This window comes from Kitasatospora sp. NPDC053308 (genome assembly GCF_055585785.1).
The window spans coordinates 270622-283401 of record NZ_JBVJJY010000008.1 but is presented as its reverse complement, the minus strand read 5'-3'; the positions used below and the strand labels follow the sequence as shown (position 1 = coordinate 283401).

The window sequence follows — 12780 nt, the reverse complement described above, 5'->3', positions numbered from 1 at the left end:
GGGCGGCGGTGGGCGGCGGTGGGCGGCGGTGGGCGGCGGTGGGAGCGGTACGAACGGCGGTGGCCTGCGGGGGGTTGATGCGCGGGCCGTCCGTTGACGCGGCCGTGACCCGGGGTGCGGAGGGCGCGTTGGGCGGATGTGAGTAGTTTTGGGGCGATGCCGGCGTCACCGTGGCGGCCGGGCGAAGAAACGATCCTGCAAGGAGCGGGGCACCCTCCGGAACCCGACCCGGAGGCCCCCATCTATGCGGAGCTGGCCCGGTTGTGGCAGGCGGAGGGACGGACGGTCCCCGGGCTGCCCGACCCGGTGTGGGAGCGGCTGTCCGCCCCGGGCGGCGGGGCGCACTCCCCGGGAGCCGTCGCCGAGCCGACGGGGGTCCCGACCGGACCGTCGGGGTTCCCGGCCGGGCCGACGGGGTTCCCCGCCGGGTCGTTCGCCGTCGGCCCGACGGGGTTCGCCTCCGGGTAGGACCGCCGCGCCCCCGCCTCGGCAGCACCCGGCAGCACCCGGCCGTGCCGTCTCGGCGGCACCCGGGCGCGCACGATGGCGCGGGGTTCCGGCAGTCCGGCCGTCAGCCGGACCCCGGGGCGCGGACCGCCTCCACGCCGGTGCTCACCCCGACGGCTTCACGGCGGTGTGGACGTACCAGGCGACGTACTCACGCACGGCGTACATCTCCACCGTGGAGCGGAGGTTGAGCCACTTCGCCGGATCGCCGACCCGCCGCAGCACCTCCCACGGCAGCCGGAAGTACGCGTACACCGCCTCGGAGGTGGGCGTGTAGTACGGCGTGGCGTCCAAGGCCTCCTCGACCTCGAACCCGGCCGCGGTGAGCAGCTGCGGCAGGTTGCGGGCGTGGTAGAGCTTGGCGCCCGTCATGGTCATCGCGTCGAGGTACGGTTCGAGCAACGCCCTGGCGTCCGGGCGCAGCACCCGGTGGAACTCGGCCAGGGCGCGGGGCGGGTCGTAGGAGTGGACCAGCGTCTCCATCGAGTAGGCGCCGTCGAACTCCTCGTCGGCGAAGGGCAGCTGGTGGAAGTCGGCCCAGGAGAAGGCGGTCCGCCCGTCCAGCGCGGCGCGGGCGCTGAGGCGACGGGCCTCGGCCAGGTGGAAGTCCAGGACGTCGACCCCGGCCACCACCAGCCCGAACCGGGCCGCCATCGCGCGGGCCACCACCCCCGCCCCGCACCCGGCGTCGAGCACCCGGGCCCCGGGCGGCAGCGCCAGCTTGCGCCCCAGCACGTCCTCCAGCTGGCGCTGGGCCCGCCACAGCCGCCACTTGGACTGCCCCGGTTCGGTCCACCCCCAGTGCCGGGCGTTGCGCGCCACTCGGGTGTAGAACCACCGGCTGCCGGTCCGCCCGTACACCCGGCGCAGTCCGGCCAGATCGAGTTGCTGCGCGCCCATGCCGGACACGCTAACCGCGGGCGGGGGCCGACTCCGCTCGGCGCCACGGCGGTTGCTCCGCCGGGAGGGATCGTACGGTCGTCCGACTTGAGTGACTGTCGGACCGACCGCGACCCCCTGGCCCGGCGCTCAGCCCCGCCAGGCCGACGCGCACGTCCGCGACGGCGCCCAGCCCCCTCGGGCGCGGCTCAGCTCCGCCAGGCGCGCTTGAGCTCCGCCCAGCGTTCCGCCTGCTCGGGCGTCAGCGTGCCCCGCAGCTGTGCCAGCTTCAGCAGCTGCGCCTCCGCGTCGGCGCCCAGCGGCTGGGCCTCGGCGCGGTAGTGGTCGGTGAGGAGGGCGTCGAGCTCGGGCCGGGTGAGCGCGGGGTCGAGGCGCTGGGCGAGCTTGGCCATGTTGCGGTACGAGCCCTGGAGCAGGAACGGGGGCTCGGTGCGGTGGCGGTCGTCCTGGGCGGCCGAGTCCAGGTAGGCGCGGTTGACGGCCAGCACGGTGGAGCGCAGGTGCAGCAGGCCGGCCAGTACGGCGGTCATCCGTTCCACCTCGGCGGTGGGCCAGGCACCGGCCAGGGTGCCGCCGGGGACGCCCGAGGCCCGGGCGAGCAGGGTGTCCAGGTCGGCGCGCTCGGCGGTGGCGAGCGGGGCCAGGTGGGCGTTGGCGGGCAGCGCGTTCTCGACGAAGCTGAGCGCGAAGAGGTCCTCGCGCCCGGCGACGGCGTCGCCGAGGTTCCACACGTCGGCACGGTTGGCGAGCATGTCGGGCAGTCGGAAGAGCCGGCCGGACTCGGTGTACGGGTTGGCGGCCATCACGACGGCGAAGCGCTTGCCGCGCAGGTCCCACTCGCGGGCCTCGCCGTTCCAGACGCCGTCGATCCGGCGCTGCGCGTCGCACAGCGGGATGAAGCGCTGCAGGAACTCGGGCGAGGTGTGCTGGACGTCGTCCAGGTGGAGCAGCACGTTGTCGCCGGCGTGCAGGGCGAAGTTGAGCTTCTCGATCTCGCGCCGGGAGGTGGCGTCGGGGGCCTCGGCCGGGTCCAGCGAGGTGACGCGGTGGCCGAGCGCCGGGCCGCTGACGGAGACCAGCAGCAGGCCGAGCCGTTCGGCGAGGTACTCGATCAGGGTGGTCTTGCCGTAGCCGGGCGGGGAGACCAGGAGCAGCAGGCCGCTGCGGTCCACCGGCCCGCCGGACTCCGCGGTGCCGAGCTGCTTGGCCAGGTTGTCGCCGATCAGCGGCAGGTACACCTGGTCGATCAGCCGGTTGCGGACGAAGCCGTTCAGCGGGGCGGGCCGGTACTGGTCGAGCCGCAGCCGGGCGTGCTCGGCGGCGAGCAGCTCGCCGCGCAGCTTCTGGTACGCCCGGTGGCCGGGCACCTCGACCTCCTCGAACGTCCGCACCCTCGCCAGTAGTTCGTCCAGACGGAGGTCGAGCGCGCCGCCGACCAGCCGGGGGTGGTCGCCGAGCAGCCCGGTCAGCCGGGTGCCCACCGCCCCCTTCACCGGCCGGCGCGGCAGGGACGGGCAGAGCAGAACGGCGGCGGCCTCGGCGAGGTCGGCCGGGTCGGCGTCGGCGGCGCTCGCCGCCAGCCAGGCGGTGGCGAGCCGGTGGCGGACCGGCAGCAGCCCGGGCTCGTCGGGCAGGGCGGCCAGTGCCTCGGTGAGGCCGGCCGACTCGGGTGTGGCGCGGAACGTGTCGAGCAGTGCGGCGGCTCCGGTCGAGTAGGAGAACGCGGGCTCCTCGGTGGCGAGCTCGGCCACCAGGTACGGCCCGGCGGCGTCCGCTCCGGGGACGAACCCGGCGACGGCGGCGGAGAGTTCGGCGGCCAGCTCGGCCAGCGCGTCCCGCACCGGGGCGCCGCCGAAGGCCTGCCGGGCGAGGCCGAGCGAGCGGGCCCGGGTGCGCCAGAGCAGCCGCTGGCGCTGGTCGGCGCCGTGCGCCCAGTACAGCTGCGCGGCCGCCCGGACGGTTGCCGGGTGCCGCAACAGGCCGGCCTCGGCACTGAGGTCGACCAGGGCGCGGAGCAGCAGCGCCGCGTCGTGGTCGTGCACGCCGCGCTGGTAGCCCTCGTCCGGCCGCTGCTCGGCGGCCCGCCGGACGTATTCCAGCAGGCCCGCCTCGGTGGCGAGCGCGTCGCCGAGCGCGTCGCCGAGCGAGCCGGAGGGTGCGTCGGAGAGCGTGTCGGCGAACGTGTCGCCGAGAGGGCCGTCGACGGGGCCGTGGCCGGCCGAGCGCGACTCCGCCGCCAGCAGCAGGCTCGCGGCGAGGTACTCGGCGCGGTAGAGCTGCGGGGTCTCCGAGGGCAGCGGCCGGTCCCAGTAGCGCGCGGTGGCGGCGAAGGCCGGGTCGGTGACGGGGGAGCGGTAGTCGGTGCCGGTGAGGGTGAAGGCGGGGCGCCCGCGCCAGGGCACGAGGGCGAGTTCGGGCCGCTGGGTGGTGACGGCGAACAGGTGCCGGCCGAGTCGCAGGGTGCCGGGGCCGTCCCCGGCGAGTTCGGCCCGGTCGCGCAGCGCGCGGTGGGCGCGGCCGCGGGCGGCGCGCAGCCGTCCGGTCAGCTCCTCGGCCCGGACCCGGTCGCCGAGCGCGGTCAACTGGTCCGCCAGCTCGCGGAGTTTGACGGCCGTCGGGTCGGCGGCGAGCGCGGCGTCGATCTCGGCGGCGGTGTCCAGGGCGGCCAGCCGCCGGTGCAGGGTGGCGAGGACGCGCTCGGCGGAGGCGGCCAGTCGGTCGGCCCGGCGGGCCCGCTCCTCCAGTAGGTACTGGCGGCGGGCGGTGAGCGCGTCGTGGATCTCGGTGCGCCGGTCGGCGAGCTGCTCGCCGAGGGCCGGGTCGGCGTCGGCGAAGCGGGTCTCCAGCTGCTCGATCCGCAGCAGGAGCCGGCCGAGCCGGTCGTCGCAGGCGTCGGGTGTGTCGGCGGCGGCGAGCGCGGCGGTGGTGGCCTGGGCGAGCAGGGCCGTCTCGGCGGCGAACTCGGCGGCGGCCTCCCGGGTGCGCAGCTCCCGGCGGCGCACGGTGAGCGCGGCCCGGGCCCGGTTGAGCAGCCCGAGGACGTCGGCCAGCCGGTCCAGGATGGCGGTGCGGGTGGTGGCGTCGGCCAGGTCGAGGGTGCCGACCAGTTCCGAGACGGTCTGCAGGGCCTCGCTCTGGGCGTCCAGTTCGAGGCCGAGCGGCTCGGCCTCGGCGGCGGTCGCGAGGGCGGCGCAGCGCTCGGCGAGGGCGGTGGCCCGGGCGCGGTGCGGCTCGAAGGCCGACGGTTCGGCGAGCCGGTCCACGGCCCGGACGGCGGCCTCGGCCAGGCCCTCGGCGAGGTGGGCGGCGAGTGCGTCGATCCGTTCCGGGTCGGCGCGCGGCAGGTCGCGCAGCGCCTCGACCCGGCCCTGGGCGCGGCGCAGCCCGTCCAGCCGGTCGACCCACTCGGCGGCGTCGGCGAGGGTCTCGCCGCGGGCGGTGCGCAGCAGGCCCTCGACGTGCTCGGCCGCCTCGTCGGTCCGCCCGGCGGCGTGCGCGGTGAGCTGCGCGATCGCCTCGTACTCGGCGATGACCTGCCGGGCGGTGTCGCGGATCTCGGCGAGCGGGGCGGCGAGGTCGCCGAGGCCGCTCTGGCCGAGCCAGTGGTGCCGGTCGGCGGTGCGGGTGCAGGCGGCGAGGACGGCGCGGTGGCCGGCCGGGGTGTCGGCGCCGGCCGCGGCGAGCCGGGCGAGGGCGAGGCAGTCGGCCAGGCCGCGGACCAGGTCGGCGTTCCCGATCCGGGCCAACGGGCCGGTGCCGGGCGGTTGTTCGGCGGCGAAGCGCTCGCTGGTGAACGGGGTGCGCCAGAGCTGGACGGGGTGCAGCCGGGTGGGCCCGTCCTCGGCCTGGCGCAGGGCGATCAGGGTGCCGTCGGCGAGCAGCGCGTAGCCCTGGCAGGGCAGCGGGGCGGCGGCCTCCTGGCGGACGCTGTTGTACGGCTGCAGCAGGGCACGGCCGTCGGGGGCGCGGAACTCGTACAGCACGTCCTCGCCGTCGGGCGAGACGATCGTGCGCTCGTACGCCAGGCCGTCCACCGGCTGGTCGAAGGTGCGCACGGTGCCGTCCACCAGGTGGCAGCCGCCGGGGAAGGCCACGCCCTGGTCGGCGGGCAGCCGCAGGCAGGCCTGGCCGAGCGGGTCGATCCGGGTGACGGTGCCGCTGGGCAGGTGCACCACGAGGTGCCGGACGGTCTCCTCCTGGTACGGGCGCACCCGCACCAGCAGCAGGGTGCCGAGCCGGGCGTGGGCGATCTGCGCGTCGGCGAGGGTCTGCAGAGCCTCGGCGAGCGGTTCGCGGTGCAGCTCGCGGCCGTCCGGGGCGGCGAGGGTCAACCGGCCGCCGTCGACGCCGAGGTGGAGCTCGCCGGCCAGGTCGGCCCGGGGCGGGCGGCCGGGGTCGGCCGGCAGCTGGTCGTCGCGGGTGACGGCGGTCCAGGCGAGCTGCTGTCCGTCGGCGGGGGTGTGGTCGCGTTCGCCGCGCCCGTCCAGGTAGGCGGGCCGGGCGTCGTCGGCGCCGTCGTCGAGGCGCCAGCGCAGCACCCGGACGTCGGCGGCGGTGGGGCCGGTGCGGAAGACGGCGAGCAGCCGTCCCCCGGCCGGGCGCAGCCGCTCCAGCCGGGCGTCGCGGAAGTAGCGCCGCAGGTCGGCCAGGTCCTGGCGCAGCCGGGGGTCGTCCAGCAGGCTGCCCTCGGCGGGGGCGGGGGAGAGGTCGGGGTGGTGCAGGCCGAGGACGTCGGTGACGTCCTCGGCGCCGGCCGCGACCTCGGCGGGGCGGGTGCCGAGCAGCAGCAGGCCGCCGGCGGCGGTGAGGTCCTGCGGGAGGCAGGCCCGGGCGGTGGTGAGCCGCCCGGTGCCGGTGAGCCGCAGCTCCCCGCCGCCGAACTCCTCGACCCGGCGGGCGTTCAACGCCGTTGCGCGGTCGGCGAGTTCGGCGGCGGCCCGGGCGAGCCGGTCGCGCAGGACCTCGTAGGTGCCGGCGTCGAGCCGGGCGTCGAGGGCGTCCACGGTCAGATCCTCGGGTGCTCAGGGGGTGAACTCGGGTGACGTCACGGGGCGCGGAAGGGCGCGGGCGGCTACTTGGAGCCGTTCATCGCGGCCAGCGCCCCGATCGGGGTCTCGGCGACGCCCAGCGTCCGGGCCGACTCCAGGAGTTGGCGCAGCTGTCCGGACTGCTCGCCGGTGCCCGGGCCGATCAGCTTCATCAGCAGCGCGGAGACCGTCAGGTTCTGCACGTCCGCCGTGGAGACCGAGGACAGCACGCGGGTGAGGTCCTCGGTGAAGCTCGCCCGCCCGTCCAGCCAGGGCGCGGCCAGGGTCTGCGCGGTCTGCGAGTGGCCGACGAAGGCGTCCACGCTCTTGCCGGCCGTCACGGACTGCACCAGCCTGTCGAAGAACACCGAGTCCCCGCCGACGATGTCGATCTTGGCCTTCTCCAGCCCGGCCGCGACCAGCGCGGCCTGCGCCTCGGCGATCTGCCGCTGGGCGTCCAGCCCCGCCAGCCGGACGTCCTTCTCGGCGGCCAGCCGCAGCCGGTACTCCTCGTGCCCGCGCGAGGCCTCGTCCAGCTTGGCCATCGCCGCGGCCTTCTCGGTGAGGCCCTCGGCCTCGGCCTTCAGCTTGGCGCCGACCTCCAGTGCGGCGGCCTTGGCCTTCTCGGCCTGGACGGCGGCCTCGGCGAGACCGACCTTCTCCACGGCCGCGGCCTCCTGCTCCCGCACCTGGACGCGGGCCAGACCCTCGGCGGCGGCCTCCGCCCGGACGCCCTCGGCCATCCGGATCTTGGCGGCCGCGTCCAGCTCGGCCGCCCGCTGCCGGGCCTCGGCCAGCACCAGCGCCTCGCGGGCCTTGTGCGCGGCGGCCTGCTCGGCGGCCTCGGCGGCCTTGATGTCCTTGACGAGGCGCTCCTGCGCCTCCGCCTCGGCCTGGATGACGACGGCCTTGCGGACCCGCTCGGCCTCCTCGGTGGCGCGCAGCGTCTTGACGGCCTCCTCCTGCTCGGCGACGGTCCGGTCCACCGCGACCCGCTCGCGGACCACGTCGGCGACGTCCCGCCTGGCCGACTCGACCTCCTTCTCCTTGGCGATCGCGGCGAGTTCGGTCTCCCGCTCGCGGCCGACGACCTCCAGCAGGCGGTCCTTCTCGATCCGCTCGTTCTCCACCGCGATCACCCGCTCGCGGTTCTTCTGCGCCACCGCGACCTCGCGGGCCTGGTTCTCCCGCTGCACCCCGAGCAGTTCCTCGGTGCGCAGGAAGGCGGTCTGCGCGTTGAGCCGCTCCTCCTCCTGCACCCGGGCGATCACCGCGTCCTCCTTGGCCCGCAGGGTCTCGATCTCGCGGCGCTGGCGGATCTCGGCGTCGGCCTGGCGCCGTTCGAGCTCCAGGACGGTCTCCCGGGCGTCGACGTTCTGCCGGGTGATCTCCTTCTCCTCGGTGCGCTGGTACTCGTTGGTGCGCACGTGCTCGATCGCGGTGAGCTCGGTGATCTTGCGGATGCCCTGGGCGTCCAGGATGTTGTCGGCGTCCAGCTGGCTCATCGGGGTCTGTTCCAGGTGGTCGATGGCCGCGTCCTCCAGCGTGTAGCCGTTGAGGTCGGTGCCGATGACCGCGATGATCTGGTCCCGGAACTCGTGCCGGTGGGTGTACAGGTCGGTGAAGTCCAGCTGCTTGCCGACGGTCTTCAGCGCCTCGGCGAACTTCGCGGCGAAGAAGTCCTGGATCGCCTGCGGGTCGCTGGCCCGGGCGGTGCCGATCGACTGCGCGACCTTGACGACGTCCTCGACGGTCTTGTTCACCCGGACGAAGAAGGAGATCCGGATGTCCGCGCGGATGTTGTCCCGGCAGATCAGGCCGTCCCGGCCGGCCCGGTGGATCTCCACCGTCTTGGCGGTGATGTCCATCAGCTCGGCCTTGTGCAGGATCGGCAGGACGATCGTGCCGGTGAAGGTGACGTCCACCTTCTTCGTCCGGGAGACGATCAGGGCCTTGCCCTGCTCGACCTTCTGGAACAGGCGGCCCACGAACAGCAGCAGGGCGAGCAGGATGAGCAGCACGACGGCGACGAGTACGCCGAAACCCACGGCGATGGTGTCCATCACGGAGTCCTTTGACGATGACGGGATGGTGCGAAGAGTGGAGTGGAGGAGGGAATGTGGCGGAGCGTCAACTAGTGGGCCGGCGTCAGCCGAGGCCCGGCGGCGACGGGTCGAAGGGGGCCACCAGGAAGTGCTCGCCCTCGGCGTCGTAGTCGTAGATCAGGGCGGTCCGCCCGACGGTCAGTCCGGGCTCCGGGGAGGGCGTACGGACCTGGACGGTCGCGGTGGAGCCGTCCTCGGCGGTGACCTCGGCCTGCCCGAAGCCCGCCGTCACCCGGCCGGTCCGGATCACGCAGACCCGGCCGACGAAGTCCTCCCGGGTGGTCGGCCGGTCCTGCGGGAACAGCCGCCGCAGCGGCGTGACGAGCACCCGGGTGCCCGCCCAGGAGGCGACCAGCGCGACGGCGAAGACACCGCCGCGCGCCGGCGCCCCCGAGGTGAGCACCGTGCCGGCCAGGCTGACGAACCAGGCGAGGGCGACCAGCAGCGACACCGCCACCGTCACGGGCACCCCGCCCAGCCCCAGCGCGTCCAGGACGCCCCCGTGGTGGCGGCCGGCCTCCGCGGGGGCGTCCTTGCCCGCGCCGGAGCCGTGACCGCCCGCGCCGTGACCGCCGGTGCCGTGACCGCCCGCGCCGTGACCGCCGGGCGTCCCGTGGGTCACGTGCCCCCCGGCACCGTGCCCCCCGACACCGTGCCCAACGTGACCCACGGGGCCGACCCGGCCGAGGTGTCCGCCGTGCCCGACGTGATCGGCCCCCGGGTGGTGTCCGCCGCCGTGTCCCCCGTGCACGGCGCCGAACCCCAGTCCCCCGAGCAGCATCACCAGCCAGTACCCGACGACCACCACCAGCGCGAAGCTGAACAGCGCGGTCGGAAAGGCCAGCGCGGCCGCGAAGAATCCCCCCGTCCCGGCCACGCTCGCCTGCCCTTCCCCCCGGCACCGCGCTTCGGCGCCGGGGAGATCATGGCAGGCCGGAAGCCGGCCGCACATTGCCAGGATCCGGCAATCTTTACGGCCTTTTGACAGCCTGGTCCGAACGACCTCCGTGACACTGCGACAGCCCGGCAACAGGTCGGTCGCCGGGCTGTCGCAGCTCCTCCGCGCGGGTTTGCGCCCGTGGGGTCAGAGTGGCTGCTCCGGCCAGTTCAGCAGCCGCGCGCCCATCGCCGCCGTCTCCAGGGTGAAGCGCTGCAGCGCGTCGGCGGGGTCGTACCCCGTGAGCGCCTTGATCCGCTCCAGCCGGTAGCCCAGGGTGCGCACGCTCAGCCCGAGCCGGCGGGCCGCCTCCGCGTTCACGTATGCCGCCTCCGCCTGCACCGCGATGGTGTCCAGCAGCGGGCGGGCGCCGCCGCGCGCCTCGGTCAGCGGGCCGAGGACGCTGCGCACGAGGTCCGCCATGGCCGCCCGGTCGCGCATCAGCACCGGGAAGACCAGCAGTTCCTCGGCCTTCAGCTGCTGGGCGGGCAGGTCGAGGCGCCGGGCGTAGTCCAGGGCGTCCAGCGCCTCCTCGTAGCTGCGCAGCACCCCGCTCGGGCCCGAGTGCCGGCGGCCGGTGGCCACCCGCAGCACCGGGCGGTAGCCGGGGCCGGGGCGCAGCGTCAGGTCGGCGAACGCCTCCAGCACGGCCCGTTCGCTGTCCGGGGCGATGCAGACCAGCCGGCCGTCCTTGCTGGCCAGCAGGACGTCCCGCTCGCCGAACCGTCCGGCCAGTTCGCGTTCCACCCGGTGCACCAGCGGGTGCACGTCCGCGAACGGCTCGTCGCCCACCGCGACCGCCACCGTGTACGCGCTCGCCAGCCGCAGCCCGAAGCGTTCGGCGCGCTCGGCGAGCAGGCCGAGGTCACTGCGGCCGAACAGCAGGTCGTCGATGAACTCCCTTCGCGCCGCCTCTTCCTGGCGGACGGCCAGGCGCTGCGCGCGCTCGTGGCCCTCGCCGAGGGCGGCCAGGGCGGCGTCGGTGGCGGCGAGCACGGCGTCGCCCGTCCGGCGCAGCTCGTTGACGTGGGTCGCGGTGGCCGCCCCGGGCAGGGTCTGCCAGGCCCGGCGCGCCGCCGCGAGGCAGTGCGCCACCACCTCGCGCAGTCCGTACCCGGCCTCCGCGCAGTGCTCGCCGAGCCTGCGCAGCGCCTCCAGCTCGTCGCGGCGCAGCAGCCGGCCGGTGCGCGAGACGTCGGCGAGCAGGACGAGGTAGGCCTCGGCCAGTTCGGCGGGTATGTCGTGTTCGATCTCCTCGGTCACCGTGTCCTGCCATCCCCCGTACGACCTGGTAACTCGGCGCTGAACACTAGCAGGACCGGTACGGCCGGAGGCCGTCGCCGCCGCCCCGGAAAGCCGCTCCGCACCGGCGCCCGCCGGGTGCCGGCGCGGAGCGGACGCCCGGGCCTACCGGTCGCGGAAGTGCAGGACGAACCGCGCGCTGCTGCCGTCGATCCGCCGCCGTACATACAGCGCCGGAGTGCCGTCCGGGGTGCAGCTGACGCCCTCGCGGACCAGCAGCGCGGTGCCCGGCGGGACGCCCAGCAGTTCGGCGTCCGCGAGGTCCGCGCCGACCGCGCCGAAGGCCCGCCAGTCGTACTCCAGCTCCACCCCGGCCGCCCGCGCGAGGTCCAGCACCAGGTTCCCGGGGCGGCCCGGCCGGAGCAGGTCGGCGGGCAACGGTCCGAACGGCACCCAGTAGCTGCAGGCCGCCCGGGGCCGCCCGCCGAGCCGGATCACCGAGTCCACCCGGGACAGCTCCTGCGGTGCGCGGCCCAGCTGCCGGGCCGCCTCCGCGTCCTCGGCCGTGCCGCTCACCGGGGGCGCGGCGACGACGAACTCGCCGTCCCGCTCCCCGGTGAGACCGGTCCCGCCCCCGCCCGCGCCGCCCGCGTCGTCGCCCTCGCCCTCGCCCCCGCCAATCCCGCCCTCGCCCGCGCCGTCCCCGTCGTCGCCCTTGTCGACGTCGGGCAGGGCGGCGTGCACGCTGCCGAGGTCGAAGCGCTGGCTGCGCGGGTCCACGGTGATCGACACGCGGACGGCGGGCGGGCGGACGAAGGTGCCCACGCCCCGGCGGATCTCCACCACCGCCGCCCGCTCCAGCTCCGCCACCGCCTGCCGCACGGTGAGCCGGTTGACGCCGAACTCGGCGCTGAGCTCCGGCTCGCTCGGCAGCCGGGTGCCGGCCGGGTAGGCCCCCGTGTCGATCCGCTCCTGGAGCCGGCGGGCCAGGCTCCGGTACAGCGGGGTCCTCGGCCGCCCGCCCGCCTCGGCGCCCGGACGCCGGCCGCCCTGCTGCTCGGCGCCGCGCCGCCCGTCGCCCCGCTGCTCGTCGCTCGGCTGGTTGGTGGCCACGCACCGATCCTACGAAGCCCGCGGCGCGCGACCGCTCCCGGTCGCCGCCGACCGCCGACAGGAGTGGGATGGAGGGATGCGCCGGTACCGAGGCTTGCCCGGCACCCCCGGGACGGGTTAGACATCCAGACATCTAGATGTCCTGCTCCTTCGGGTGCGGCTCCACCGAAAGGCCTCCCGCATGTCCCTGGTCAACTTCCGCGACGCCGCCGTCCTCGGCGACCCCGAGGGCCGTCGGCTCCGCCCGGGTGTGCTCTACCGCTCCGCCCAGCCGTTCCCGGCCGCCGACGAGGAGACCGTCGCCCAGCTGCGCGCCTGCGACATCCGCACCATCGTCGACCTGCGCGACCCCCGCGAGACCCACCCCGCCGACTGGGCCGCCGCCGAGGCGGCCGGCATAGCCGTCGTCGCGGCCCCGGTGAACCCCGCCACCGACGCCCTCACCGCGCGGATGGCCACCATGGCCACCGCGGCCGACCTCGGCGACTTCTACGTGCTGCTGGCCGAGTCCGCCCCCGAGGCGGTCGCCGCCGCCGTGGAGGCCACCGTCCGCCCCGGCGCCGTCCTGCTGCACTGCGCCGCCGGCAAGGACCGCACCGGTCTGCTGACCGCGCTGCTCCTCGACCTCCTGGACGTCCCCACCGAGCGCATCGTCGCCGACTACGCCCGCACCGCCGACGCCCTCCCGGAGATCTTCGCCGGCCTCGCCGAGCGCCACCGCACCGCCCTCAACGACCGCACCGCCTCGCGCGTCACCGACTCCCAGGGCCGCAACCTCACCATCCCGGCCCCGCTCCTGGAGGCCCCGGCCGAGGCGATGTCCGTCTTCCTGGACCGCGTCCGCACCCACCACGGCGGCGCCGCCGCCTTCCTGCCCGCCTGCGGCGTCCCGGCGGCCACCCTCAGCGCCTTCCGCAGCAAGGCCGGCGCGGTCGCGCTCTGAGCGGCC

6 protein-coding genes and 1 pseudogene are annotated in these 12780 nt (G+C 75.9%); 1 reads left to right on the top strand and 6 read right to left on the bottom strand.

Annotated elements, in window-relative coordinates; all coding sequences use genetic code 11:
• Positions 1 to 612 precede the first annotated feature (612 nt).
• From ACZ6Y7_RS20615 to ACZ6Y7_RS20590, 6 genes and pseudogenes are all read right to left on the bottom strand, one after another.
• Positions 613 to 1407: a class I SAM-dependent methyltransferase gene (locus ACZ6Y7_RS20615; RefSeq protein ID WP_465759334.1), complete on the bottom strand. Its 795-nt coding sequence runs from the start codon at positions 1405 to 1407 to the stop codon at positions 613 to 615.
• A gap of 188 nt (positions 1408 to 1595) precedes the next feature.
• Positions 1596 to 6410, bottom strand: coding sequence for a DNA repair ATPase (locus ACZ6Y7_RS20610; protein ID WP_465759333.1), 4815 nt, complete (start codon positions 6408 to 6410; stop codon positions 1596 to 1598).
• 68 nt (positions 6411 to 6478) lie between these two features.
• On the bottom strand, positions 6479 to 8497 hold the full coding sequence (locus ACZ6Y7_RS20605; protein WP_465759332.1) for a flotillin family protein: 2019 nt from the start codon (positions 8495 to 8497) through the stop codon (positions 6479 to 6481).
• 85 nt (positions 8498 to 8582) lie between these two features.
• Positions 8583 to 9416, bottom strand: coding sequence for a hypothetical protein (locus tag ACZ6Y7_RS20600; RefSeq protein WP_465759331.1), 834 nt, complete (start codon positions 9414 to 9416; stop codon positions 8583 to 8585).
• Positions 9417 to 9623: 207 nt separating this feature from the next.
• A pseudogene (locus ACZ6Y7_RS20595) lies at positions 9624 to 10769 on the bottom strand (PucR family transcriptional regulator); the annotation flags it as partial.
• Between the two features lie 114 nt (positions 10770 to 10883).
• Positions 10884 to 11831, bottom strand: coding sequence for a GntR family transcriptional regulator (locus ACZ6Y7_RS20590; RefSeq protein WP_465759330.1), 948 nt, complete (start codon positions 11829 to 11831; stop codon positions 10884 to 10886).
• A 181-nt stretch (positions 11832 to 12012) separates the two neighbouring features.
• Between ACZ6Y7_RS20590 and ACZ6Y7_RS20585 the strand changes: the two genes are divergently transcribed.
• Entirely contained in the window at positions 12013 to 12774 is a 762-nt protein-coding gene (locus tag ACZ6Y7_RS20585; protein WP_465759329.1) for a tyrosine-protein phosphatase, read from the top strand.
• Positions 12775 to 12780: the final 6 nt, after the last annotated feature.

Bases quoted from the DNA above. Each gene is read 5' to 3' on its own strand.
- ACZ6Y7_RS20585 (WP_465759329.1), top strand. From the start codon at position 12,013: ATGTCCCTGGTCAACTTCCGCGACGCCGCCGTCCTCGGCGACCCCGAG.
- ACZ6Y7_RS20615 (WP_465759334.1), bottom strand. From the start codon at position 1,407: ATGGGCGCGCAGCAACTCGATCTGGCCGGACTGCGCCGGGTGTACGGG.
- ACZ6Y7_RS20605 (WP_465759332.1), bottom strand. From the start codon at position 8,497: ATGGACACCATCGCCGTGGGTTTCGGCGTACTCGTCGCCGTCGTGCTG.